The following is a 26,754-nucleotide window of genomic DNA, read 5'->3' as shown; positions in this document are numbered from 1 at the left end:
ACCTGTGTCCACGCGGCGCCGCGGCCCTCTGAGAGCCGCCGTCGGCCTGTCCCTCGAAGCGGACCGGAGGGCGACGTGCATCACGTTCGTCGCCTTCGGGCTGCGGCCGACCGTCCTCGTCCTCGTCCTCTACCTGGTGAAGGTCATGGTCGACGCGGCCGTCGCCCACGACACGGGGACACTGAACGCGGCGGTGGCCGGCATCGCACTGGCCAGTGCGATGGCGGTGGGCAGCGTCACCTACTCCATCGAGCAGTCCGTGCGGATGATCGAGGCGACGGCGTCGGCCGTCGACCGCCGGCTGATGACCCTCATCGGCCGCCTCCCGGGCGTCGAGCACCTCGACGACCCGGAGGTGCGCGACCAGATCGAGGTCCTGCGCCAGGAACGCGTCCACCTGTCCGAGGGCGGTGACGCGGCCTCGCTCGTGCTCGGCGCGGCCGTCCGTGCCGCGTTCACCGGCGTGATCCTGGCCGTCGTCCAGCCGGTGCTGCTCCTGCTGCCGCTGCTCGCGGTGCCGCCCCTGCTGGCGACCAAGCGCGCGCAGCGGCGCCGTGACCAGGCGGTGGGGCAAGCGGCCGGCGCTGCCCGGCTGGCCCGCCATCTGCTGGCGGTGGGAACCTCCCCCGCGGCCGCCAAGGAGCTCAGGCTGTCGGGCCTGGGACCCCATCTGCGCGCACGCCAGGCCGAGGCGGCCACCACCGCGGACCGGACGGTCACCCGCACCGTATGGCGCAACCTCGTCACCACGAGCGCCGCCTCGGCCCTGTTCGCCCTCGGCTACTGCGCGGCCCTGCTGTTCGTGCTGCACCGGTTCGCCCAGGGAAGGGTGTCCCTGGGCGACGTGATCCTCATACTGGGGCTCGTCACCTCGGTCAGCACCCAGCTGAGCCAGTCGGTCCAGTTCTTCGGCTTCCTCCAGCAGACCCTCGCCGCCTCGCGGCGCCTGCTGCGGCTGGAAGAGTACGCGGACCGTGCGGCACAGGGAGCCGGCGAAGCCGTACCGGCCGAACGCCTGGTGGACGGGATCCGCCTCGACGGGGTGGGCTTCCGCTACCCGGGCAGTGACGCTCGGGCCCTTGAGGGCGTCGACCTGGTACTGCCCGCGGGCAGCGTCGTCGCGGTGGTCGGGGCCAACGGCGCGGGCAAGTCCACACTGATCAAACTCCTGGCCGGCCTGTACCGGCCGACCAGCGGACGGATCACCGTCGACGGAGTCGACCTCGCCACCGTCCACAGCGATCTCTGGCACCTGCGCACCAGCGCCTGCTTCCAGGACTTCAGCCGCCTGGAGTTCGACGTGCGGCACAGCGTGGGCGCGGGTTCCCCGGCCCACGCCGAGGACGACGCCCACGTCACCCGGGCGCTCGAGCAAGGGGGAGCGGCCGAACTCGTGGCGGGCCTGCCCGCAGGACTGGCCACCCGCCTCGGCACCTCCTTCGACGACGGCGTCGACCTGTCCGGCGGGGAGTGGCAGCGTGTCGCGCTGGCCCGGGCCAGAATGCGCACCGCACCGTGCCTGCTCGTCCTGGACGAACCCACCGCGGCCATCGACCCCTTGGCCGAGGACGTGCTGCTGACCTCCTACGTCAGGGCCGCCCGGCAGACCGTCGCGCAGTCCAACGGCATCACGCTGTTCGCCTCGCACCGGTTGTCCACCGCACGCCTCGCCGACCTGATCGTCGTCGTCGACCGCGGGCGCATCGCGCAGCTCGGGGTCCACGATCACCTGATGGCCGACCGCAACGGCATCTACCGAGACCTCTACGAGAGGCAGTCCCGTGCCTACGCGTGACGACACCGGCCGCGGCTCGGCCACTGCGACGGGCCGCTGGTTCCCCGCCCCCGCCCGCTCCACCTCCGGCGACCACGCCGTACGCCTGCTGTGCCTGCCCTACGCGGGCGGTTCACCGGTGATGTACCGCGCCTGGGGCGAGGAACTCGCGGGCACCGCGGACGTGCTCCCGCTGTGCCTGCCGGGCAGGGCCCATCGGTGGGGCGAGCCACTCGAACACGACCTGCACCGGATCGCCGACGATGTGGTCGAGGCCGTCGCCCCGCTGCAGAGGGACCTGCCGCTGGCACTGTTCGGGTACAGCCTGGGCGCACTGCTGGCCTTCGAGGTCGCGCGGGGCCTGACCCGACGCGGGTGCCCTCCCCTCCTGCTCATGGTGGCGGCCTGCGCACCGCCGCGCGACTGCGAGGGGCTGGCACCCAAGCACATCCTGCCCGACGCGGAGTTCATCGCCCTGCTGCAGGAGATGGGGGCGACTCCCCAGGCCGTCCTCGACAACGAGGAGATGCTCTCCCTGCTGCTTCCGATGCTGCGTGCCGACTTCGCCCTGGCCGACCGCTACCGCCACACGCCGGGCCCCGTCCTGTCCACGCCCATCGTCGCCCTGGCAGGGCGTGAGGACCCCGAGGCCGGCCCCGAGGTCATGGCCGGCTGGGCCCACGAATCGCAGCGGCCCCTGCGCCGCCTCGATCTGGACGGCGGCCATCTGTTCATCGAAGAGGACCCGTTGACGGTCACCGCCCTGGTGCGGGCCGAGCTGCGCACCGCACTGGCACGGGAAGAGCGTTGAAACCCGTGGGAAACGAGGAGGGAGAAACACTGATGGACGCAGACACCGCCGCACCCCGGGGGCATCACGACGCCCCTGCGGTGGCCGACTTCGCCCGCCGGTTCTGGCAGGACCTCCTGAATGTCCCCGAGGTCGGCGACGACGCGCACTTCTTCGCGCTCGGCGGCCATTCGATGCTCGGCACCCGGCTGATGTCCCGTATGCGCAAGGCACTTGACGCCGAACTGCCCGCCGCACTCATCTTCGAGCACCCGGTCTTCGCCGACTTCGTCAGTCGGACGACCGCCGTGCTCGGCGAGGGCTCGGCCGGTGAACGGCTGCGCCCCTCGGGCCGCGCCACAGGGCCGGTGTCGCCCCAGCAGGAGCGGCTGCTGCGCATCGAGGACGCCCTCGGACCCTCACCGGTCCACAGCATCGTCGTGCCCGTCGCCCTGGACTCGCCCGTCGACGCCGCTGCCCTGCGGCTGGCGCTGCACGCAGTGCTCAACCGGCACGGCGCGCTGCGCCTGGCCTTCCCCGTTCCGGACGGGGGCGGCGCACACCAGCAGGCGATCGTCCCCCCGTGGGCGCCCTCCGACATCGAACTGGTCGTTCGCGACCTGCCCACGGGCACCGACCGGCAGGCCGAGGAGGCGGCGGTCCTGAAGGCCGTGCGCCTCGCGCACCTGAGGCCGTTCGACCTCATGCGGGGCAACCTCCTCCGCGCCCAGCTGTTCCGCCGGCGTCATGCGGCCGACCTGCTGGTGCTGCATCTCCACCACCTCGCCGTCGACGGCGTGTCACAGACCGTACTCCTCGACGATCTCGCCGAGGCCTACACGCAGTTGGTCACCGAAGGCGACGCCCGCCTGGCCGAAGGCGACGCCCTCACCCACATCGACTACGCCCTGCACCGCCGCCGCGGACCGGGTGATCCGGCCGCCGGCTCCCGCCGCCACTGGGCGCGGGTGGCCCGTGATCTCGCGGCGGACCTGGCCGCAGCTGCCGAACCCGGCCCGCTCGGCATGCGCTACGTGCGCCGCGGGGCCGAACTGGACACCTCCGTACTGCACGGGCTGCGCGCATGGGCCGGCCCGGAGGGCGCCACCGACTTCGTCGTGGCGACCGCCGCCATCGCCACGGCACTCGCCGTTTCCCGGGGCCGCCGGCACATCGGCATCGGCACCCTGCTGGACAACAGGGCGCACGCCGCCCACGAGCGCACCGTCGGGCCCTTCGCGAACAGCACGCTGCTCGCCGTGCCCGTACCCGGTGGCGCGACACCGCGCGACATCGTGCGGGCCACGCAGGCCCAGCTCGCCGAGGCCCGCCGGTGGGCCGACAGCCCGCTGGACGACCTGCTCGGGCCGCCCTGCGCCACGCTGGGGCTTCGCCCCGACGACCTGGTGGACGCGGTGGTCGCCTTCGACCGGCCCTACCGGACTCCCGCCGGATCCGCCCTGAAGATGTCGCCGCTGTACGACCACGGAGACCTCCTGGTGCCTTCCGCGCTCGGCCCGCGCCTGAGCGTCACTCTGTTCGCGCACGACACCGGAATGCTCAGGGTCACCGTCGAACAGGCGGCGGAGCCCGGAGACGACCGGAGGCCGGACGCGGTCCTGGGCGCCGTCGTGGACACCCTGCGGCGGTTCGCCGAAGCGCCTGACGCGAGCGTCGTACCGACCGGGGCGGCGGTGCCGCGGTGAACGGCTCCGCGGCCGCTCGGCTGCACACCGCCGATGGAGTCGTCGAAGTCGCCTTCGACGCCCTGGACCGGCCGGTCGTCACCGCGCCCGACTGGACGGCCGCCGCGTTCGGCCTCGGTTGGGCGGTCGCCCGGCACCGCCGTGGGCAGATGGACTTCATGCGGCGCCGCAGCCACGGACGGCTCGCCGAAGTCCTCGGTCCGCAAGCCGTGCAGGCCGACGTGCGACAGCGCGTCCTCGGGCTCGCGCAGGTGGCCCGCGACTGCTGGGAGTCGCTGCCCACGGCGCAGCGCAACACGCTGCGGGCGTACGCGGACGGCGTCAACGCCGCCGCACCGAACGGCCCGGGCGGTGCGTGGACACCGGTCGACTGCATCGCGGTCACCCAAGGCCTGTTCCAGGAGCTGTCGTCGGACGGGCAGGACGTCCGTATGGTCGAGGTGATGCGGCGGACGCTGCCGGCGGCCGTCGTCGACTTCCTGCTCGACCCGCAGGACGAGTTCGCCGTCGGTATCGACGGCACGCCCGCCGAAGCGGCCCGATCCGGCCTGCCGGTCGCCGAGTTGCGGGCCCTCATGGCCGAACCACCTCCACCATCGGGCAGGTTGGTCGTCTCGGACGGCCGCCCCGTCGGCAGCAACGCCTGGGCCGTCACCGACGGAAGCACCGCTGTCCTCGCCAATGACATGCATCTGGAGCTGACCAGCCCCTCGCTGATGTACGCCGCCCGGCTCGTCGTCGGGGACACGAGCGTCACCGGGGTGACCGTACCCGGCCTGCCCGCCATCGTCGCCGGTACCAACGGCCGGATCGCCTGGGGGTTCACCCGTCTCCCGGCCGACACCTGCGAACTGAGGGAACTGGCCCCTGGCACCGCCCCCGGCACGTACCGGTTCGAGGGGCGGGACCGGGCCTTCGGCATCCGGCGGGAACGCATCGCCGTCATGGGCGGTGACGACGTCGAGGTGGAAGTGCGCGAGACCCGGTGGGGCCCGGTCGTCGACCAGCTGCGGGGCCGCCCCCTGGCGTTGAGCTCGAACCTCACCGACCCCACGGCACTCGATTTCGCGGTCGTCGGACTCTACGAGAGTGCGGACGTCACCGCGGCGGCGGAGCTGCTGAACGACTGCGGCCTGCCTCCCCTGAACGCCCTGCTCGCGGACACGGCGGCCGACGTGGCCTGGACCGTGACGGGTCGCCATGCGCGGCGCGAGGGTGGACCGCGCGGCTTCTCCGACCCCGCACGCGACCCGTGGCCGACGCCGCGCCTCGCCCCCCACGAGCTGCCACGGCTGGTGACGCCGCCGACCGGACGCGTGATCAGCTGCAACAACGGGGACGCGGCCGGTCGCACCGCGAGCCTGGGCTGGAACTACTTCCCCGGCACCCGGGCCCGCCGCGCCGCCGGACTGCTCGCCGCGGGCGGACCCCACGACGAGGCGGGCTGCGGCGGGCCGCAGCTCGACGTGGACGCCTCGCTATACGCGTACTACCGGGACCTGGCGCTTCGGTACCTGCCCGAACGCGCCCCCGCAGCGCTGCGGGCCCTGCGCGACGAGGTCCTGGCCTGGCGTGGCACCTCGGACCACGACGAGTACGGCCTCGCCCTGCTGGTGCTGTTCCGGGAGCTCCTGCGCGAGGAACTGTTCGCCGCCGTGACCCGTCCCTGCCGGCGGTACGACGAGTCCTTCACCTACTGCTACAACGGCCACGAACGACCCCTGCGCCGGCTCCTCGACGCCCTGTCCGCGGACATGGTGCCCGAGCCCTGGCCCGGGCCGGCCGCGTTCGTGGTGGGCATGCTCGGCAGCGGCAGGGCCTTGCTGACCAAGCGCACCGGCAGCGACGGACCCACCCGCTGGGGGAGTGTGAACGCCCTCGCGCCGACGCCCCTGGGGGGTGCGCCGGTCCACGGCGGCCCGCCGGAGGGGCATGCGGGTGATGGCGGCGTCGGTCTCTCCGGTTGCCCGGAGAGCCTTCGGGTCACTCAGCCCGACTTCGGTGCGGCCATGCGTCTTGTCGTCGCACCCTCCCGCCCCGGAAGCGGCCTGCTGGCCGTCCCCGGGAGCCCCGCCGGCACCGGCCCCGAAGACCTGGACCACATCGTCCGCTGGACCCAGGGGAAGTCCCACTCCCTGCTGATCGGCGAGCCCGCGCCGTACGCAGGCGCATACGGACCCGAGTCGTTCCCCACTCCGCCAGGGAGGACCCCGTGAACACCGCACCCCCCGGACCGCCCCTGGGCACGCTGAGCGACGTCCTGCGCCACTCCGCCCGCCGCTTCGCCGAACGTCCGGCATTGGTCGCGGGCCCCGTACGCCTGAGCTATGCCGAGCTCGACCGGTGTGTGGACGCCCTGGCCGCCCGGGTGCGAGCCGTGGGGATCCGGCCCGGTGACCGGGTCGGCATGAGCGTGGCCCGCGGGCCTTTGGCCCTGGTGGCCTCCGCGGCCCTGATGCGTGCGGGCTGCGCCTACGTCCCTCTCGATGCCTCACACCCCTCCCGGCGGTTGCGCCACATCGTCCGGAACGCGGGACTGCAGGTGGTCCTCTGCGACGAGTCCGGCCGGGCCGCACCCGGCATCGAGGCGCTGACCGCGCTGCACGTCGACGGAGACGACCTGGTCCCCGGGCCCTCCGCGGGTGCCGTGGCCGAGGACACCTTGGCCGGGCCGAGCTCCGTCGCGTACGTGATGTACACCTCCGGCTCCACCGGAGTGCCCAAGGGCGTGGAGGTGACCCATGCCAACGTCCTGGCGATGCTCGCCGACGCCCTGCCGCTGTTCGACTTCGCCGACCGTGAGGTGTGGCCCCTGCAGCACGCCCACGGGTTCGACGTCAGTGTGTGGGAGATGTGGGCGGCGGTGGCCATCGGCGCCACCCTGGTCGCGGTTCCGCGCGCCGCCCAACAGGATCCCGAGTGCCTGGCCGAGCTGCTGCTGCGCCACCGTGTGACACGACTGCACATCGTGCCCAGCGTCTTCCACCACCTCGCCGAAGTCGTGGAGGAGGAGGGGGTGAACCTGCCCTTGCGCAACGTCACCTTCTGCGGCGAGGCACTCAACTACCGGGCGATCCGCTCCTGGACGCGGTCCCAGCCCGGGGCGCGGCCGGCCTGGTGCAACGTCTACGGCATCACCGAGAGCACGGTCTACAACACGTTCAAGCAGTTGACGGACGAGGAGCTGACCCGGGCGGCATCGGCCACCCCGATCGGCACGGCCTACGACCACAGCCCGGCACTGGTCCTGGACGAGGAACTGAGGCCGGTACCGCCCGGCCGCACCGGGGAGATCCTCATCGGCGGCAGGCAGGTGGCACGAGGCTACGTCGGCATGCCCGAACTGACCGCCGAGCGCTTCCTCACGCTGCCCGGCAGGCCGGGCCGCTGGTACCGCACCGGAGACCTCGCCCACACGGACGAGGCCGGGCGACTTCACTACGTCGGGCGCCAGGACGACCAGGTCAAGATCCGGGGCTTCCGGATCGAGCTGGGCGAGATCGACCATGCCCTGCGGGCCCTGCCCTGGATCGCCGATGCGGCCGCGGTCGTGCAGAACACCCCGCGAGGGGAATCGGCCCTGACCGCGTGCGTCGTGTCCCGATACGGTGCGGGCCACCCGGACTCCGCGCAGGACGGGCGGGACGAGGCCCTCCTGGGCCGGCTGCGGAAGGAACTGGCCGCCGTACTGCCGGACCACATGCTCCCCGGACGCGTCGTTCGCCTGGACCGACTCCCGTTGAACACCAACGGCAAGACGGACCGGCGAGCACTGTCGGACGACCTTTCGCGAAGGAACTGACGATGGAAGACAAGGCACCGCTGTCCTTCGGCCAAGAGGCGCTCTGGCTGGCAGAGGAGCTCGTGCCCGGACTGTCGGCGTACGTGCTGCTCGCCGGCTGGGAGCTGACCGGACCGCTCGATCCGCAAGCCCTGCAGGGGGCGCTGACCGCGATCGTCGGCCGGCACGAGCTGCTGCGCTCCGCACTGGTCCCGGTGGACGGACGGCCCGAGCAGGTGGTCCGGGACTGCGGGCCCTTCGAGCTGCGACGCGTCGACCTCCGTGACCGGGACGGACAGGAGCAGGACGATGCCATGGCCGGCCACCTGGCAGGACTGACGGAGAAGCCGTTCGACCTGTCGTCCCCGCCCTTGCTGCGGGGCGTGCTGTTCCGGCTCGCGGCGGAGCGGCACGTGCTGGTGCTGGTGACGCACCACATCGTCTGGGACGGAGCCTCGGACGTTCTGCTGCGGCGAGAGCTGTCGGAGCTGTATGCCGCCGAAGTCCAGGGGCGGCAGCCCGAGCTGCCCGAACTCGGCGCCCAGTACGCGGATTTCGCCTGGTGGCAGCGTGAGGAGGCGGCTGCCGCTCTGGAGGAGTCCGTCGGGTATTGGGCGCGGCGCCTCCGGGACGTCCGCGCGCCGGAGCTGCCCGCCGACCGGCCACGGCCCGCCCTGCGGCGCTTCACCGCAGGCTTCTGCCAGATCGCGATCCCGGCTGGAGCGGTCCACGGGGTGACGGAGCTGGCCCGCACCGCCTCGGTCTCCCCGTTCGTGGTGTACCTGGCCCTCTTCGACGTCCTGGTGGCACGGTGGGCGGACCAGCCCCGTGCCGTGGTCGGCACCCCGCTCGCGGGGCGGGGTGAGCCGGAGCTGGAGAACCTCCTGGGATACTTCGTCAATTCCGTTGTCCTGGTGGCGGAATGCGACCCGGAGCTGACCCTGTCCGCACTGCTCGCCGCGGTCCGAACGGATCTGGCGAGCGCGTTCGAGCACGGAGACGCTCCCTTCCATCACGTCGTCGAACGGATCAACCCGGCGCGCGACAGCAGTCGCCACCCGCTGTACCAGGTCGCCTTCCAGTACGTGGCCGGGAACGAGCCCCTCCGTCTGACCGGGGTGGAGGCGAAGGAGGTGAGCGAGCGGCTGCTGCACCGCAGCGCGGTGACCACCGAGTTCGACCTCCTGGCCGAGGTGCGGGAGGACGCGGACGGGGAGCACGTCCTGAACCTGCGCTACGCCACAGAGTTGTTCGACGTCGGCACCATGGATGGCGTGGCACGGGCCTATGTCGAGATGCTCGACGCCGCCGTCGCGGCCGTCGACCCGACGCTCGCCCGGCTCGCCGAGGCGGCGGTCTCGCTCCCGGCGGCGGGGACGAGGCCCCCGGCGAGCGCCGGGAACGGGCCGCATCGCACGGAGCCCGGCGGCGGTGCGCCCGCGATCGCGCCGCGTACGGAACTGCACGGGCGCATCGCGGCCGTGTGGGCGGAGGTCCTGGGACTTCCGGAGATCGACTGTTCGGCCAGTTTCTTCGCCATGGGCGGGAGCTCACTCATGGGTGCGCTGCTCGTACGCCGGCTCGGCACGGAACTGGGACTGGGACTCGAGCTGATCGACCTCTTCGACAGCGAGTCGGTGGACGGCCTGGTGGAATTCCTCGGCCTTGGTTCGCCCTCGTCCTCGCCCTCACCTGCGGCGGGGTGACCCCTACGGATGGAGACCGTGATGAGCAACCCGTTCGACGACACCGAGGGCACCTACCTCGTCCTGTGCAACGAGGAGGGTCAGTACTCGCTGTGGCCCGCGGACCTCGACGTGCCGGAGGGCTGGAGCACGGTGCACGGGCCGGCGGGACACGCGGCGTGCGTGGACCACGTCGAGGAACACTGGAGGGACATGCGTCCGCGCAGTCTCGCCGCGGCCATGGAGGAGCCGAACCGCTGACCGGGTGACGGCGTGCAGGCCGCCCGGCCGACCTCCGCCGCGGAAAGCGGACGGAGATCATGCCGGGCGGCCGCCGAGGGTGCGCGTCAGCGGGCTGCCGTATGGCTGGGATAGTTGACGGATTCCCAGCTGTGCCCGCCGAGCTGGCCGTGCATCGCACGCGAGTACATGAGCCGGGTCGCCGGTTCCGGGGCGGCCTGCAGGTCCTCGCGCAGACGTGTGGTGCACAAGTCGTACCAGCGGCGGACCTGGTTGAGCTGCCCGAGCTGGGCATGCGTGTACATCAGCATGCGGTAGCTCTCTTCGCGGTACGGCTCGATCTCGAGGATCCGGCGGCAGTAGCGCATCACCGAGAGCGGATCGTCCTCCACCAGACTGGTTTCGGCCAACCGCTGCAGGACGTACAGGAACCGGCTCCGGAGCCACTCCCTGTGGACGTTGGCCCATTCCATGGGGGCTCCTGTCAGGAAGTCCCCCGCGTAGAGTTCGGCCGCTGCCCGGTAGTGCCGGCTCGCCTCGTGATGGGCCCCGGCCGACTCGGCACGGTGCCCTCGGTCGACCAGGTCGTCGAAGACCTCGGAGTCCACCCAGACCCCTCTGGCCTCAAGGATGTAGCCGGTCGGTCGAGTGATCAGGGACAGCGACGGCGAGCCCGTCTCCTCGGTGGACGCCTGGCAGCCGGCCAGGACCCTGCGCAGGGTGTGCACCGCGACTTTGAGTGAGCTCGAATTCGCCGACCAGTGGGATCCCGGCCACAGCGACTCGTGGAGTGTTTCCCGGGGTACCACTCGCCCTTGGCGTAACAGCAGGAACTGAAAGAGATCGCGGGCCTTGCCGGCCTTCCATCGCTGAACCGGCCTTCCGTGAATGGCGAGTTCGAAGATTCCGAGTGTATGGACCGAGATCGCGTGATCCATCAAACGCAAGACTCCTCATGACGGTGCGAGAGTGGGGGGTGATGGTCTCGGACGGAAAACGGACGTAAACATTCCGACAAAAAATTTTGTGCAGTGGCCAAGCGTTGAATTATGAGGTTGTTGTGAGTTAGGGGTGCAGGCGAGGCTACGCACTTGTCCAGATCGGTGCAAGAGATTATCGATCAAGGCGCGATCGCGATCGGTCGGTGTCCCGATGCGTGCATTAGGCATAGGGCTCATCCTGGTCTGTCCGCAATGGTGCGGATGTGCTGCAGGAATTCGGCTAAGTGGCGAAAGCCTATGGAGATTCGGGCGCGTAACTCCAGGACAACCGGCCCGGCGTACGGTCCATCTGTTCCCGGCGAGCCCGGGAAGGCGACGGATTCGTCCGTGAGCCCCGACCGAGCTGCGGGGGTGTGCATCGCATGGCCGGCCTCGACTGTGTGGTCATCGGCTACAACGAGGGAAATTTCGACGACTATCGGGTCATGAGCGAACGGGCGGGTCCCAGTTCGCCGGAGTATCAGATCTTCCGCAAGGAGCATCTGGTGGTCGACGGTCGCCCGATGCCGTGGATGGACGCCTTCAGTACCCTGCGCAACCGCGTCACCGGACGGCAGGACCGCTATCACGTCGGTGAGGTCTTCAACCTCGCGGCGCTGTATCTGACCAGTTTTCTCCGCCGGCGCGGCTTGAGCGCGGAACCGGTGTCGCTGTACAGCGGCGAGCGCGACCGGCTCGCGGACCTCCTCGCGGAGCGGCCCATGGTGGTGGCGGTCACCACCACCTTCTACGTCAACATCCTCCCGGTCGTGCCCATCGTGGAGTTCATCCGGGAGCACTCGCCCGAAAGCCACATCGTGATCGGCGGCCCCCTCGTCGACAACCTGTGCCTGAACGGCATCACGGACACCGTCCAAGACCTCTTCGACGCCATGGGTGCCGACTCGTACGTGCAGGAGTCACAAGGGGAGAGCGCCCTCGCGAAGCTCACCCTGGCCCTCAGGGAAGGGCAGGACATCTCCGCCGTCGACAACGTCATCCACTTCACGGACGGCGCATGGCGACTGACCCGGCGGCGTCCGGAGAACAACGATCTCGACGACGGCTCCATCGACTGGTCGGGCTTCTCCCCGGACCTGATAGGAGCCACCGCCCAGCTGCGCACCGCACGCAGCTGCGCCTTCAAGTGCAGCTTCTGCGACTACCCCTCGCGGGCCGGCGCCCTGGCGGCGGCATCCGTGGAGACCGTGCGCAAGGAGCTGCGCGCCATGGCGGAACTCGGCGTCAAGAACGTCGTGTTCGTCGATGACACCTTCAACGTTCCGCCCAAGCGGTTCAAGGACATCTGCCGCATGATGATCGAGGAGGACCTGGGGCTGCGGTGGTACTCCTACTTCCGGTGCTCCAACGCCCGCGACGAGGAGGCGTTCGACCTGGCCGCCGAGAGCGGCTGCTCCGGAGTGTTCCTGGGAATCGAATCCGGCGACACCGAGATCCTCGCCAACATGCACAAGCTCGCTCAGGACAGCCAGTACCGCGTCGGGCTGGAACGGCTCAACGAACGCGACATCACCACCTTCGCCTCCATCATCGTCGGGTTTCCCGGTGAGAACGCCCGCACGGTGAGCAACACCGTCGACTTCCTCAACGAGACGAAGCCGACCTTCTGGAGGGCGCAGGCCTGGTGGGCGAACCCCCGCTCGCCCGTCTACAAGAACCAGGAGGTGCTCGGCATCAAGGGGGAGGGCTACAGCTGGAGCCACGCCACCATGACCTCCAGCGAGGCGGCCGGACTCACCGACTCCATGTTCGACAGGGTGACCGGCTCCACCTGGCTCCCGCTGTACGACTTCGACTTCTGGTCACTGCCCTACCTCGCGGGCAAAGGCGTCGGCGTCGAAGAGCTGACCCCGATCCTGCGGCTCTCCGAGCAGATCATGCGCGTCCGCGACACCGGCGGCCCGCAGTCCGCATCGCAGCTGCGCGCACTGGAGGGGCGGTTCGCGGCCGCCATCGGCGCCCTCGACGCCAAACCGACCCGCTTTCGCTTCTGAACCATCCACCTCGACCCCGGCCACCTTCGGAAAGGAGTACGAGCACCATGGCTGATTCGGCGTCCGATGCCGCCACGGTCGGCGGGACACAGCCGGCCGGACAGGGCTCTCTGCAGGAGCGGTTCGAGGCGTGCGTGAGCCGGTTCCCGGACCGTACCGCTGTCGTCGCCGAGGACGGACGCCTCTCCTTCGCCGAACTCGACCACCGGTCCGATGCCCTGGCAGCCGCCCTCGTGACCCGCGGCGCGGGCCCCGAGACCGTCATCGGACTGTGCCTGGGCCGCGGCACCGGACTCGTCACCGGGCTGCTCGGCATCCTGAAGTCGGGCGCGGCCTACCTTCCACTCGACCCCGCCCACCCGGGTGAACGGCTCTCGTACATGCTCAAGGACAGCGGGGCGCTCCTCGTCCTGGTGGACTCCACCACGGTCGACCGCCTGCCCCCGGGGACCGATGCCCGGGCGCTGAGCGTGGAGTGGCTCTCCGCGCCCCCTGCGGACCGGCGCCGGCTCCCGCCGCACCCCGCCGGGCTCGCGTACACGCTGTACACCTCGGGCTCGACGGGGCGCCCCAAGAGCGTGGCCGTCCCCCACGGAGCACTGCCCCGACTGCTGGACGCCCTGGAGCAGGGCGTGCTCACGGGAGCGCCCCCGGGCCGCGTGGGCTGGAACGCCGGCATCTCCTTCGACGCGTCCGTCCAGCAGTGGCTGCGACTCTTCCGCGGCGACACCCTCGTCCTGCTGGACGAGAAGACCCGATCGGACCCGGCGGAACTCGCGGCCGCCATCGACACCCACGACCTGACCGATCTGGACATCACCCCCTCCCACCTCGCGCCGCTCCTCGACCACTTCAGCCCGGACCCGGGTCGTACCCCCCTGCGGCTGCTCGTCGGAGGGGAGCCCATCGTCTCCTCCCTGTGGAACAGGCTGCGCGACCTGGCCGCCGCCGGCGGGGTGGTCCCCGTGAACCTGTACGGCCCCACGGAGTGCACGGTCGATGCGACCGTCGCGCCCGTGGCCGACGCGCCGCAGCCGCACATCGGAGCCCCGCTCCCCGGTGTACGGGTGTATGTCCTCGATGCCCGCCTGCAACCGGTGCGGCAGGGGGAGGTCGGCGAGATATACGTGGCCGGTACCGGCGTGGCCCGCGGCTACCACGCCCGGGCCGGCCTGACCGCCGGGCGTTTCGTCGCGGACCCGTTCGCCGCGGACGGCTCGCGCATGTACCGCACGGGCGATACGGCCCGGCCGGGACCGGCGGGCCTGGAGTACCTCGGACGCACCGACGGACAGGTCAAGCTGCGGGGCTACCGCATCGAACTCGGTGAGATCGAGGATCTGCTCTCCCGGGAGACGGACGTCCGGCAGGTGGTCGCCTCGGTGCGGGACGACTGCCCCGGAGGACGCGGCATCGCCGTCCACTACGTCCCCGGTCGCGAGGGGGCCGGCGCGGCAGAACTGCTTCGGGTCGCCCGCGCACATCTGCCGTCCTACATGATCCCGTCCGCGATCGTTCCCGTGGACCGCATCCCCACCACCGCCGCGGGCAAGGCCGACCGGGCCGCCCTGCCGTCACCCGCCGACCACGGGCTCGACCCCGGACGCGAGCGTCCGGAGCACGTCCCGCCGCAGAGCGCCACCGAGATCATGCTCGCCGAAGTGTGGTCGGACGTCCTCGGTGTAGGGCCCGTCGGCGTCATGGACGACTTCTTCCAGCTCGGCGGTCAGTCGCTGCTGGCCATCCGGCTGGCCGGGCGGCTGCGCCGTGCCCGGGGGCGGACGGTCCCCCTGGTCGCCGTGTTCGAGAACCCGCGCCTGCGCGAGCTCGCCGCCTACCTGGACCGCACCCGAGCAGGTGAACGATGAGGGAGACCCGGTTGAACCCCACTACAACGCCGCTCGACCTCGTCGGAGCGATACGGACCCGCGCCGAGAGCGAAGGCGAGGCCGTCGCGCTCTCCTGGCTCACCGACCTCAAGGACCTCACCGACTCCCGCACGTATGCCGAACTCGACGACGCGGCGGCCGCGGTGGCCGCCGCGCTGCTCGCAGAAGCCGCCCCCGGAGACCGCGTCCTGCTGGTCCAGCCACCCGGACTCGACTTCGTCACGTCGTTCGTCGGCTGCCTGTACGCCGGTTGCGTCCCGGTGCCCGTGTACCCGTTGCTGGACACCGAGGAGGAGCGGGCCAAGGTGCGCCGCATCCGGCAGGACAGTGGCTCCCGGGTGGCCTGGACCTCCGACGCGAGCATGGCCGAGTACGTGGCGGACGCGCTCGCGACCCCGACGCTGTGGCGCGCCGGCGCGGACCGGCATGTTCCGGGCGGGTCCCCGGACCCCGACACGCTGGCCTTCCTGCAGTACACCTCGGGTTCCACCGCCGAACCGCGCGGCGTCATGGTGACGCACGGCAATCTCACGGCGAACCTGAGCGCCATCCGCGACGCGTTCCGGCACACCGCGGACAGCGTGGTGCTGAGCTGGCTGCCCGCCTATCACGACATGGGCCTGATCGGAAACATCCTCCACCCCCTGCACACCGGGTGCCACGCCTACCTGGCCTCGCCGATCGACTTCATCCGCAACCCGGCGGCATGGCCCGCCGCGGTGCACAGGTACGGGGTGACCACCAGCGGCGCCCCCAACTTCGCGTACGAACTCGTGGCCCGCACCGTGGACCGCGACGGACTGCCGACCGGTCTCGACCTCAGCGGCTGGCGGACCGCCTACAGCGGCGCCGAACCGGTGTCGGCCACCGCCCTCCGCCGCTTCGCCGAGGTGCTGGCCCCCGCCGGGTTCGGGGAGGACGCCTTCGTTCCCTGCTACGGGCTGGCGGAGTCCACGCTGCTGGTGACCTCGGTGCCCGTGGGCGCGGGCGCACGATCCCGGATCGGTGGCGGGGGAGCGGAAGCGGTCACCTGCGGCGTGCCGCGTGACTGCGAGATCGCCGTCGCCGGGCCGGAGGGCACACCGCTGCCCGCGGGCGAAGTGGGCGAGGTCCTGGTGCACGGGCCGGCCGTGGCCGCCGGGTACTGGAACCGGCCCGACCTCACCGCCGAGGTGTTCGCCGCGAGCCTTCGCGGCAGCGACAAGAAGTGGTTGCGCACCGGTGACCTCGGTTTCCTCCAGGACGGCGAACTCCACGTCACGGGCCGCATCAAGGACGTCATCGTCGTCCGGGGCCGGAACCACCACCCCCAGGACATCGAGCGGCTCGTCGTCGACCTCTGCCCCGCGGTGCGCCCCGGCTGCGTTGCCGCCTTCGCCGCGCCGGACGACCAGGGCGTGGTGGTCCTCGCGGAACTGCGTCCGCGGCGGAGCCTGACCGGCGACGACCACGAGCGGATCGCCGCTGCCGTCGCGACGTCCTTCGGCCTGGCCACGTACGACGTCGTGGCGGTGCCCCGGGGCACCGTGCCCAAGACCACCAGCGGCAAGCTGAGACGAGCCGAGTGCCGCACCCGCTACCTCGCGGGCGACTACGCCGGGCACCGCCTCGACGAGGGCGGGGCCACTGCTCCGAGCGGAACGTCCCCCGAGGCCGCCGTGCGCCGGGCCGTGCAGGAGGTGCTCGGCCCGGGCGTCGGCGACGACCGGCCGCTCACCCTGCACGGCCTGGACTCGCTGGGCGCCGTAAGGCTGGCGGAACTGATCGCACGCCACACCGGCCTGGACGTCCCCGTCCGGGACCTCTTGGAAGGCGCCACCGTCGCGGACCTCCTGCCGCGGGTCGGCACCCCCGCGCCGGAAGCGGCTCCGGCCGGTGACGGGGACCCCGGCGCACTGTCCAAGGCTCAGGAATCCCTGCTGTTCCTGCACATGCTCGACCCCGACAGCGACGCCTACACCATCTCCTTCGCCTGCGAGCCCGGCCCGGGGACCGACCACGACCTGTTCGAGCAGGCCCTGCGCACGACCCTGGAGAACCGACCCGAGCTGCACGTCCGCTTCACGTCGTCCGGCTCCGGTGGACGCCGGGAACCCGTCTCCGGCCGGCAGATGCACGACGCCCTCGCCCTGACGCCGGTACCCGTGGCCGAGGACGGGCTGGCGCAGCAGCTTTCCGAGGCGGCCGCGCTGCCCTTCGACCCCGAACGCGGACCGCTGCTGCGCCTGTACCGGTGGCAGACCCCGAAGCGGCGCGTCTACCAGGTCGTGGTGCACCATCTGGTCACCGACCTGTGGTCGCTGTCCCTGGTGCTCCGCGATCTCGGATCCGCGTACTCCGCCCTGCTCGCCGGGCGCCCGGTCCACCTGCCCGAGCCCGTGTCGTACGACGTGTACGTGCGGGAGCAGCGGGCCTACCTCCACTCCGCGGAAGCCGCCGAGCGCGACGCCTACCTGCGCGGGGTGCTGCCCCGTCGCGCCGCCTCCCTCGGTGTGCGCACCGACTTCCCCCGCACCGCCGTCCGCGGCAGCCGGGGCGCCCGGGTCGAGGCGCGGGTTCCCGCCCCCGCCGTCGCCGGGCCGGCGGGTCAGGACCCGGTCAGCCTCATGGCCGTGCTGTGGGCCGCCACCTTGCAGCGCTACGGCACGCCGACGCCCGTCGTGGTCGGTGTGCCGGTCACCGGTCGCACCGGTGGGCGCCACGGGGCCATCGGCGGCTTGTGCACGAACACGGTTCCCCTGGCCCTCGACGTCGAGCCGGACCGGCCGCTGGAACCGCTGGTGGCCGAAGCCCGCGCCCAGCTCGCCGCCGGAATGGACGCCGGTCTGTATCCGCTGGCCCGTGCCGTCGAGGCCGTCAGGCCCGGTCGCGAACCCGGCCGCACACCCCTGGTCGAGACGCTCATCACCTACCAGGAGAACCCGCTCCCGGACGTGGCGGGACTGCTGGAGGCGCTGTCCGGCAGCGAGACGGAACTCACCCTGGAAGCGCTCGTGCTGAGGTCCGTCCCCATCGCGAGGCGCAGCTGCCGGTACGACCTGGACCTGGTGGTCACGCCCGGTCCCCGAGGCCTCCGTCTCACGCTGGACTACGCCGTCGATCTGTTCAGCGAACGGACCGCCCGCGCGGTGCTCGACACGTTCTGCGCGGCCCTCGCCGCGTCGGAGCGGGCCCACGGGGCGCGGCTCTGCGACCTCACCGTCCTGTCCGAGCAGGACGCTGCACTCCTCGCACGTATCGGACGCTGTGACACCCCGCCGTTGGAACCCTCACTGGTCGAGCGGATCAGGGGCATGGCCGGGCGCACACCCGAGGCGCCCGCGATCCAGGGGCCCCACCGGACCCGGAGCCACGCCGAGTTCAGCCGGCAGGTCGAAGCGGTCGCCCACGCGCTGCGCCTCGCCGCCGACGGAAGGAGCTGACCGCATGACCGTCTTCGCCGGCACATCCGCCCGCGCCGAGCAGGGCTCGACCACCGCGGCCCTGGCGCGGCAGCAGACCGGTCTGCTGATCACGTCTCCGGCCGAGTTCGCCGTCGCCCTCTACGGCGCCTGGGAGGCGGGACTCGGCGTGCTGCCGTTGCCCGTCGACTTCCCCGACGAGCGGCTGCGGCACATGCTGGCGGACTGCCGGCCGGCGGCTCTGGTCGCCTCCGTCGATCAGGCCGACCGTGCCGCCCGCCTCGCGGCAGCCGTGCAACCCGCCATCGAGGTCGTCGTCCTGGACGCCGTGCCGGACCGCGAGGAGCACCTCCCGCGGACTTCGGCCCCGCACCTGCCGGAGAACCCCGACACCGCTGCCTTCACCGTCTACACCAGCGGCTCGACCGGTCGGCCCAAGGGCGTCCTCATCCGGCACGAGCAGATCGGCCGGCTCGTCTCCTGGTGCGCCGACGCCTGGGGGATCGGTCCGTGGGCGCGAGTGGCGCAGACGCTCTCCCTCGGCTTCGACTTCGGGCTCCAGGAACTCTTCACCTTCCTGCCGTTCGGAGGCTGTGTCGTGGTGCCCGGTCAGGAGGACCGGGCCAGTGCCCGGGCCTATGCCGGGTTTCTCCGCCGCGAACGCGTCTCGGTGCTGTTCACGACCCCGTCGTTCGCCGATGAACTCATCGCCGCGGGCGAGCGGCTGCCCGATCTGCGCCTCGTCCTCCTGGGCGGGGAGGTGCTCAAGGGCGTGACCGCGGAAGGCGTGCGCGCCCTGGCGGCCCCCGACTGCCGGCTGTTCAACGGATACGGGCCCACCGAAGCCACGGTGAACTGCCTCATGTACGAGATACCCCGGCCGCCCGAAGGCGCGGAGCCGCCGGCAGTGGTTCCCGTCGGCAGCGCGACCGCGGCCGCCCGGATCGACCTGGTCGATGAACGGGGCCGTCCGGTGCCGGTCGGCGCTCTCGGTGAGATCCGCATCGGTGGCCCCGGGGTCGCCGACGGCTACCTGGGGCGGCCGGAGCTGACCGCCGAACGCTTCGTCAGGTGCGAGGACACCGGCGAGGTCCTCTACCGCACGGGGGACCTCGCGTATGCACGGCACGACGGCGTCTTCGTGGTCGTCGGACGCGCGGACCGCCAGGTGAAGGTCCGCGGGCACCGGGCCGAACTCGGTGAGATCGAGCGAACGCTGCGGGGCGTGCCGGGGGTCTCGTCCGCGGAAGTCCGTGTGATCGGCACCCCGGCCCGGCTGGTCGCCTACCTGGTCGGCGCCGGCATCGACAGCGGGACGGTCCGGGACCACCTCGCCGCGCGCCTGCCCCCGGCCATGCTCCCCGAGCAGGAGGTCCTCCTGACGAGGCTGCCGACCACCGCCAACGGCAAGCTCGACGAGGCCGCCCTCGCCCGGCTGGCCGAGGAGCGCCATGCGCTGCGCCTCCCGGACGCCGCTTCCCCGGCCGAGATCGAGGCCGCCGTGTGCGCCGCCTGGGCGGCCGCCCTGGCCGCCCCCGAAGTGGCACCGGACGTCAACGTCTTCGACCTGGGGGCCCACTCCCTGGTGGTGACCCGGGTGCACGGCCGCATCTCCGCCGCGCTCGGCGTCGACTTCCCCGTCCACGAGGTCTTCGAATACCCGCGCCCCCGCGACCTGGCCCGGCGGTTGGCCGCTCTGCGGCGCGTCGACCGCATCGATCGCGACGGTCCCGCCGACACCCTGGCAGCTGCGACAGTGAAGGATGATCAGTGACTCGGATCCCTGCTCACGAGCACCCCGATTCCATCGCCATTATCGGCATGGCGGCTCGGCTGCCCGGTGCCCGCAACGTCACCGAGTACTGGCGCAATCTGCGCGAGGGCGTGGAGAGCATCGTGCGGCACAGCCGTGAGGAGATGCTCGCCAACGGAGCCCGCCCCGACCTGGTGGACGATCCCTACTACGTCAACGCCTCCGCACCGCTGGAGGATGCCGATCGCTTCGACGCGGCGTTCTTCGGCTATTCCGCGAGAGAAGCGTCGATCATGGAGCCGCAGCACCGGGTGTTCCTCGAATGCGCCTACCACGCGCTGGAGGACGCCGCCTACGACAGCCGGCGCGAGGACCTCCTGGTCGGCGTCTTCGGTGGTTCCACCATGAACACGTACATCCTGCACAACGTGATGCCGCACGCCGAGGACGTGGTCGGCCTGGTCGGTGACCTTCAGACGATGGTCGGCAACGACAAGGACTACCTGACCACCCGCGTCTCCCACAAACTCGATCTGCGCGGGCCCAGCCTCGCGGTGCAGACCGCCTGCTCCACCTCACTCGTGGCCGTGCACGTGGCCTGCCGGTCCCTCGTCGACCAGGAGTGCGACATCGCGCTGGCGGGCGGTGCCTCGGTGCGCATGCCGCACGCCGCGGGGTATCTCGCCAACCCCGGCGGCACCTCCTCGCCGGACGGCCACTGCCGAGCCTTCGATGCGGACGCCGGCGGCAGCGTCGTCGGCACCGGCGTGGGAGTGGTGGTGCTCAAGCGGCTCGCCGACGCGTTGCGGGACGGCAACCAGATCCACGCCGTCATCCGCGGCTCGGCCGTCAACAACGACGGCCAGGCGAAGGCCAGTTTCACCGCACCCAGCGTGGACGGGCAGAGCCGTGCCGTGGAGCGCGCCCTGCGCCGCGCAGGGGTCGAGGCCCGGGACATCCAGCTGGTGGAGGCGCACGGCACGGGAACCCCGCTGGGCGACCCGATCGAGGTCGCGGCACTCACCCGCGCGTTCCGCAACTGGACCGAGGACACCTCGTACTGCTGGCTGGGATCGGCCAAGCCGAACATCGGCCACCTCGACGCCGCAGCGGGCATCGCGGGCCTCATCAAGACCGTCCTCTCCCTGAAGAACCGCAAGGTTCCTCCCGTCGTCAACTTCCGGCGGCCCAACCCCAAACTCGCGCTGGAAACCTCCCCGTTCCGGGTGCCGACCGAACTGACCCGGCTTGAGGGCGACGAGCCGCTGCTGGCGTCGGTGAACTCCCTCGCCATGGGTGGTACCAACGCGCACGTCGTCCTGGAGGAGGCGCCGCCGGCCCGCTCCGGCGGGGCCTCGCGCCGGCGCCGGCACCCCGTCCTGCTGTCCGCCAAGTCCGGCGAGGCGCTGGAGGAACTGAGCCAGTCGCTGGGGCAGTGGGCCCGGGAGAACCCGCACGCCGACGTGGCCGACGTGGCCCACACCCTGGCCACCGGCCGGCGCGGCCTTCCGCTGCGCCGCGCCCTGACCGCCCACGACCTGGACGACGTGGCCTACGGCCTGTCCGCACGCGGCAGCCGCAGCCAGCGCGAGGCGCAGGCCCGCGGATCGGTGCGCACCGCCTTCCTCTTCCCCGGCCAGGGAACCCAGCTTCCGGCCATGGGAGCACGACTGGCGGCCGGGGACCCCGTGTTCGCCGCCCACCTGGACCATGTGACCGGACTCTTCCGTGAGCGCGCGGGTGTCGACCTGGCGCCGGTACTGCGTCCGGACGCGTCCGCCCTGGAGGAGGCGCGGGAAGCCCTCACCGCCACCGCGTGCACCCAACCCGCGCTGTTCGCGGTGGAGTGGGCCCTTGGGCGCACCCTCATGGACTACGGCGTCCGGCCCTACGCCATGCTCGGGCACAGCGTCGGTGAAATCGTGGCCGCTACGCTCGGCGGAGTACTCGACCTCGAACCGGCAGTCGAACTGGTCGCCCTGCGCGGCCGGTTGATGAACGAGACGCCCGAAGGCGCCATGCTGTACGTGAACCTGGCGGAGGAAGCGGCCCTCAAGCTGCTGGACGACCTGCCCGGCGACCTCGCCCTGGCCGCGGTCAACGCGGAGCAGCTCGTGGTGGTCTCCGGTGCGACCCGGGAGGTCGAGGCACTGGCCGACCGCCTGCGCACCGAAGGCGTCTCCTGCGGGCGGCTCGACGTCACCCGGGCGTTCCACTCGCCCCGGATGGACCCGGCCGCGGACGCGTTCCGGCAGGCCGTCGACGCCCACGAGCTGCACGCACCGCAGGGGCTCGTCGTCTCCAATGTGACGGGCGAGTACCTCACCGCCGAGGAGGCCACCGACGGCGACTACTGGGGGCGGCAGCTGCGCGGCACCGTACGGTTCGGCGACGGCCTCAACACCCTGGCCCGCGACGGGGTCTCCGTCTTCATCGAGCTGGGCCCGGGCCGTACGCTGACCCGCCTGGCCGCGGGCTCGGCGACTCAGGCCACCTTCCTGACGGCGCTCGCGGGAGAGGGCGGCGAAGAGCCGCAGGACCTGCTCGACCTGCTCACCGGGTTCTGGCTGGAGGGCGGGGACGTCGACTGGAGCGCGTTCTACGCCGGGGAGGACCGCCTGCGGCTGTCGCTTCCGCTCTATCCCTTCGCCCGGACCCGGCACTGGCTGGACCCCCTGCCTGTGAAGACCGTACGCCCCGAGCGGGCCGAGGAGACCCCGCGGGTCCAGGACGCCCCGGGGAAGCCCGCGCCCCGCAAGGAGATCGGCACCACGCCCGCGCAGCGCTACGTCGCCGGGCTGTGGACGGAACTCCTCGGAACGGACGACTTCGGTCTGAACGACAGCTTCTTCGAGATCGGAGGGCACTCCCTGATGGCCATGCAGATGGTCACGCGCATGCGCAAGGAAGGTGCCGAGGAACTGGAGATGACGACCCTTTTCGAACTGCCCACGGTCGTGGGTCTGGCCGAGCAGCTGGAACGGCTCGGTGTGCGCGTGCCGGACAGCGGCGCGGCGCAGACCTCCGAGGACGACGAGGAGACGGCGGCCCTGCTCTCGGAGGTCGCCGCCCTGTCCGACGAGGAGGTCCGGACCTGGCTGGCCGAGCTGGAAGGAGACACCGGAGCATGACGACCGACACCCCGCGATCCTCCCTCGACGCACTGGGCCCCGAGCGCCGCCGTCTGGCCGAACGGCTCCTGCGCGAGCGGGACCGTGCCAACGGGCCGGCGACTCCCGAACCGGCCGCACCGCCCACGGCGGCGAGTGGCTCGTCCACGCCCAGGGTCAGCCTGTTCTTCTTCTCCGCCGACACCGACGACGACGCCAGGGACAAGCACGCCCTGGTGCTGGAGTGCGCCGAACTCGCCGACCGCCTCGGCCTGGACGCGATCTGGGTGCCGGAGCGGCACTTCGATCCCTTCGGCGCCCCCTACCCCAGCCCGGGCCTCCTGCTGGCCGCCATCGCGGCGCGCACCAGCCGCATCGCCCTGCGCTCCGGCAGCGTCGTGCTGCCCCTGCGCGACCCGCTGCTCGTGGCGGAGGAGTGGGGCGTCCTGGACTCGCTCAGCCGGGGGCGGATGGGCATCTCCCTCGCCTCCGGCTGGCACGCGGACGACTTCGTCCTCAATCCCGGGGCGTACGACCGCCGCAAGGACGTACTGGAGGAAGGGCTCGCGGACCTGCGCACCTTGTGGAACGGAGGGAGCATCACCCGCGAAGGCCCCGGCGGACGCCCCGTCGAGGTACGCACCTACCCGCGCCCGGAGCGCACCCCCGAGGTCTGGCTGACGAGTTCCCGCAACCCTGACACCTGGCGCACGGCCGGCCGGCTCGACCTGCATGTGCTGACCGCGCTGCTGGAGCAGACGGTCGACGAGATCGCCGAGCGGGTGGGTCTCTATCACCAGGCGCTCACCGAGGCGGGGCACCCCGCCCGCGGCCGCCAGGTCACCTGCATGCTCCACACCCACCTGGCATCCGAGCCGGCCGACGTCGAGGAGCGGGTCCGCGGTCCGCTGATCCGGTACCTCTCCGCCCACATGGACCTGTTCAGCAAGTACGCCGCCGGCGGCGGCGCCGGCATCGATCCGGACGAGGTGACCGACGCGGACCGGCGAGCGCTCCTGGACCACGGGCTGCGCCGCTACATGGGGACCTCGGGGCTGTTCGGCAGCGCGGCGACCTGCCTGCCGAAGGTCGAGCGGCTCGCCGCCGCCGGCATCACCGAACTCGGTTGCCTCGTGGACTTCGGGCTCCCGCGGGAACAGGTCCTGGAGAGCGTCGAGGAGCTGGCCCGGCTGCGCGTCGCGCTGCGCGAGAAGGCGGGTGCGCCCAAGTGAGCGAGCACTGGTTCGCCCTGTACCCGCCCGTCGGCGGCGGGCGCGGCGCGTACTCCCGGATGGTGGCGGAACTGCGCAAGCACGGGCACTGCCACCTGCCCGCCCTGGCGGGGCGCGACAGCCGCTTCACGGAGACAGCCGCCGCGCGCTTCACGGATCTGGCCGACGACCTGTGGAACCAGTTGGAGGCGGAGCTCGGCCTCGGCCGCTCCCCGGACCGGCTGGTGCTGTACGGGTTCAGCATGGGCGCCCTGACCGCGACGGAGATGGCGGCGCGGCTCCAGCAGCGCGGCACCGGCGCCCGCGCACTGGTCGTCGCGGCCTGCCCGCCGCCGCACCTGCTGACCGGACGCTCCGTGCACACGCTCGCGGACGAGGAACTGACGGCGGCACTGGCCGCGCAGGGCACGGTGCCCGGCATGGTCCTGGAGGACCCCGAGCTGCTCTCCATGATGGTGCCGGTGTGGCGGGCGGACTGCGCCGCCGTGGCGAGCCACCCACGCCGTCCGGTGGTCCTGGACTGCCCGGTACACGCACTGGGGGGTACCGAGGACCCGCTGGTACGCGAGGCCGATGTGGCGGTGTGGCAGCGCCTGGGCGGGCCCGGCTCCTCGGTGCGCATGCTGCCCGGCGACCACGCGGCCGTCCTCGGCCGCCACGACGTCATGACGGCTGCCGTGCTCGCGGCGGCCGACCGGTTCTCGGAGGAGGTGGCCCGATGGTGACCAGGGGAGCGTCCCACAGCACGGTCGTGGACGGCTCGTTGCAGGCGCGGGAGCTTCCGTTCGGGAGCAACAGCGTCCAGCACGGCACTGCCGTCTTCGAAGGCATCCGCATGTACGCGACGCCGACGGGGCCGGCGCTGTTCCGGCTCGACGAGCATCTGCAGCGGCTGCTGGACTCGGCGGCCCTGCTGGGCATCCCGCATGCCTACGACCTGGCCTCCCTGCGGGGGCACGTGCGGGACGCGGCCGCCGCGAGCGGACTGGACAACGCCTACGTGCGGCCGGTGCTCCACACCCGGGAGCCGCGCCTCGGCGTGAACCTCCGGGACTTCCACTTCACCCTGGGCACGGAGATCTGGGCCCTGCCCCCCGACGACACCGCGCCCCCGGCCGTACGGGTCACGGTGTCGCCCTGGTGCCGCCCGTCCCGGCTCACCTTCCCGGTGCGCGCCAAGGCGACCGGCACCTACGTGGTGTCCGCGCTCGCCCGGACGCGCGCCTCGGCGGACGGGTTCGACGACGCCATCCAGCTGGACCCGAACTCCGGCAGGGTGGCGGAGGCCACGATCGCCAACGTCTTCCTGGTGCGCGAGGGACGCCTGGTGACGCCGTGGCTGGAGGACAGCGTCCTGGCGGGCATCACCCGCGACACCGTCCTGACCCTCGCCCGGGACCTGGGCATCGAGACCGCCGAAGTGCCCGTGGAGCCAGGGGAACTGCCGGCCGCCGACGAGATGTTCCTCACCGGGACCGCGAGCGGCCTGGTGCCCGTCGCGGCCGTCGAATCCCACACCTACGCGGCCGCCCGTCCCGTGACGGACGCGCTGAGCCGCGCCTACCGGGAAGCCGTCCTGGGCGGCGATCCCTCCCGTTCCTCCTGGCTCACCCCCGTCCCTCACCCTGATTCATCCACTTCGTACCTCCGAGGAGTATCGTGATCGACCTGTTCCACTGCTTCGGTGCCAAGCCCGCCCACCGCGTCGACACCCCTCTGGCCGCCGAGATGCTGCGCGCCAGTGGCTGCCGGCACCTCGCCGTGAACACCCACACCATCGACCGGGTCACCGCGGGCGACGACCTGCCCGTGGGCTACGACACCGCGACGCTGGGCTCCGTGATGGCGCTCGTCGGTGAGGAACTGGGCCTGAGCCCCGTCCTGAACATCAACCACCCCACCAGTGCGGCGGAGGCGGTCAAGCGGACCCGCGAGGCCGCCCGGCTGACCGGCATCCGCGTCATCAAGCTGGAGGTCCTCGACCCCGGCTTCAAGCTCAGCGTGAACGCCGAAGTGGTGGAAGCGGCCCGGGAACTGATCGCCGAGGGGTTCGAGGTGTGGCCGCTGATCACTCCCGACGCCCGGACCTTCGCGCAGTGCGTGGAACTGGGGAGCACGATGGTGCGGGTGATGGGATCGCCCATCGGGGCTCGGCGGGGGATCGAGCACCAGCACCTGGAGCCGATGAAGGAGATGCTCGTCGGCAGCCCGGTCCCGGTCATGCTCGACGGCGGTATCGGTTCCACCGCCGATGTCGAGCAGGCCTTCGAGCTCGGCTTCCAGTCGGTCCTGGTGAACTCGTGCCTCTTCGCGGACGGGACGGACCCGGTCACGGCCCTGGCCGGTTTCCGCGCGACGGTCGACCGGGTCGCGTCCGGCACCCCCGCCCACTGACACC

17 protein-coding genes are annotated in these 26,754 nt (G+C 71.9%); 16 read left to right on the top strand and 1 reads right to left on the bottom strand.

The annotated features are described in order from the left end of the window. The first annotated feature begins 4 nt into the window (after positions 1-4). Genes IE241_RS10355 through IE241_RS10325 form a run of 7 tightly spaced genes read left to right on the top strand, consistent with a single transcriptional unit; the run spans position 5 to position 9,997 of the window. Complete coding sequence (locus tag IE241_RS10355) at positions 5-1,795, top strand: ABC transporter ATP-binding protein (RefSeq protein ID WP_190021383.1); 1,791 nt, start codon at positions 5-7, stop codon at positions 1,793-1,795. Continuing rightward, positions 1,782-2,585, top strand: a complete 804-nt coding sequence (locus IE241_RS10350) for a thioesterase II family protein (protein WP_190021382.1) — start codon at positions 1,782-1,784, stop codon at positions 2,583-2,585. The genes IE241_RS10355 and IE241_RS10350 overlap by 14 nt, the downstream gene beginning before the upstream one ends. 32 nt (positions 2,586-2,617) lie before the next feature. Continuing rightward, the gene (locus IE241_RS10345; protein ID WP_190021381.1) at positions 2,618-4,270 is read left to right on the top strand and encodes a condensation domain-containing protein; all 1,653 of its coding nucleotides are present in this window, start codon (positions 2,618-2,620) and stop codon (positions 4,268-4,270) included. After that, positions 4,267-6,486: a penicillin acylase family protein gene (locus tag IE241_RS10340; protein ID WP_190021380.1), complete on the top strand. Its 2,220-nt coding sequence runs from the start codon at positions 4,267-4,269 to the stop codon at positions 6,484-6,486. The genes IE241_RS10345 and IE241_RS10340 overlap by 4 nt, the downstream gene beginning before the upstream one ends. After that, complete coding sequence (locus IE241_RS10335; protein WP_190021379.1) at positions 6,483-8,072, top strand: amino acid adenylation domain-containing protein; 1,590 nt, start codon at positions 6,483-6,485, stop codon at positions 8,070-8,072. The genes IE241_RS10340 and IE241_RS10335 overlap by 4 nt, the downstream gene beginning before the upstream one ends. 2 nt (positions 8,073-8,074) lie before the next feature. Further along, complete coding sequence (locus IE241_RS10330) at positions 8,075-9,757, top strand: condensation domain-containing protein (protein ID WP_190021378.1); 1,683 nt, start codon at positions 8,075-8,077, stop codon at positions 9,755-9,757. A gap of 21 nt (positions 9,758-9,778) precedes the next feature. Beyond that, complete coding sequence (locus IE241_RS10325) at positions 9,779-9,997, top strand: MbtH family protein (RefSeq protein WP_308433664.1); 219 nt, start codon at positions 9,779-9,781, stop codon at positions 9,995-9,997. A gap of 86 nt (positions 9,998-10,083) precedes the next feature. On the opposite strand, the gene IE241_RS10320 is transcribed toward IE241_RS10325, so the two are convergent. Then, complete coding sequence (locus tag IE241_RS10320; protein WP_190021377.1) at positions 10,084-10,914, bottom strand: AfsR/SARP family transcriptional regulator; 831 nt, start codon at positions 10,912-10,914, stop codon at positions 10,084-10,086. 425 nt (positions 10,915-11,339) lie between these two features. Between IE241_RS10320 and IE241_RS10315 the strand changes: the two genes are divergently transcribed. From IE241_RS10315 to IE241_RS10275, 9 genes are read left to right on the top strand one after another with little or no spacing between them, the layout of a single operon-like run. Next, on the top strand, positions 11,340-12,971 hold the full coding sequence (locus IE241_RS10315; RefSeq protein ID WP_190021376.1) for a PhpK family radical SAM P-methyltransferase: 1,632 nt from the start codon (positions 11,340-11,342) through the stop codon (positions 12,969-12,971). 47 nt (positions 12,972-13,018) lie between these two features. After that, a complete protein-coding gene (locus tag IE241_RS10310) occupies positions 13,019-14,839 on the top strand; it encodes a non-ribosomal peptide synthetase (protein WP_190021375.1) in 1,821 nt (606 codons plus the stop codon). 11 nt (positions 14,840-14,850) lie between these two features. Further along, positions 14,851-18,282 (top strand): AMP-binding protein, encoded by a 3,432-nt coding sequence (locus IE241_RS10305; RefSeq protein ID WP_190021374.1) that lies wholly within the window; start codon positions 14,851-14,853, stop codon positions 18,280-18,282. 4 nt (positions 18,283-18,286) lie between these two features. Then, positions 18,287-20,035, top strand: a complete 1,749-nt coding sequence (locus tag IE241_RS10300) for a non-ribosomal peptide synthetase (RefSeq protein WP_190021373.1) — start codon at positions 18,287-18,289, stop codon at positions 20,033-20,035. Continuing rightward, complete coding sequence (locus tag IE241_RS10295; RefSeq protein ID WP_229899051.1) at positions 20,032-23,145, top strand: type I polyketide synthase; 3,114 nt, start codon at positions 20,032-20,034, stop codon at positions 23,143-23,145. Before IE241_RS10300 ends, IE241_RS10295 begins: the two co-directional genes overlap by 4 nt. After that, positions 23,142-24,356 (top strand): MupA/Atu3671 family FMN-dependent luciferase-like monooxygenase, encoded by a 1,215-nt coding sequence (locus IE241_RS10290; RefSeq protein ID WP_190021372.1) that lies wholly within the window; start codon positions 23,142-23,144, stop codon positions 24,354-24,356. Before IE241_RS10295 ends, IE241_RS10290 begins: the two co-directional genes overlap by 4 nt. Next, positions 24,353-25,081 carry a thioesterase II family protein gene (locus IE241_RS10285; RefSeq protein WP_190021371.1) on the top strand — a complete coding sequence of 243 codons (729 nt, stop codon included), beginning with the start codon at positions 24,353-24,355 and terminating at the stop codon, positions 25,079-25,081. Before IE241_RS10290 ends, IE241_RS10285 begins: the two co-directional genes overlap by 4 nt. After that, a complete protein-coding gene (locus tag IE241_RS10280) occupies positions 25,075-26,019 on the top strand; it encodes an aminotransferase class IV (protein WP_229899049.1) in 945 nt (314 codons plus the stop codon). Before IE241_RS10285 ends, IE241_RS10280 begins: the two co-directional genes overlap by 7 nt. Continuing rightward, positions 26,016-26,750: a beta/alpha barrel domain-containing protein gene (locus IE241_RS10275; protein WP_190021370.1), complete on the top strand. Its 735-nt coding sequence runs from the start codon at positions 26,016-26,018 to the stop codon at positions 26,748-26,750. The genes IE241_RS10280 and IE241_RS10275 overlap by 4 nt, the downstream gene beginning before the upstream one ends. Positions 26,751-26,754: the final 4 nt, after the last annotated feature.

This window comes from Streptomyces hiroshimensis (assembly GCF_014650335.1).
Taxonomy (GTDB): domain Bacteria; phylum Actinomycetota; class Actinomycetes; order Streptomycetales; family Streptomycetaceae; genus Streptomyces; species Streptomyces hiroshimensis.
Note: the sequence above shows the minus strand (reverse complement) of the source record. Positions and strands in the feature narration are given on the sequence as shown.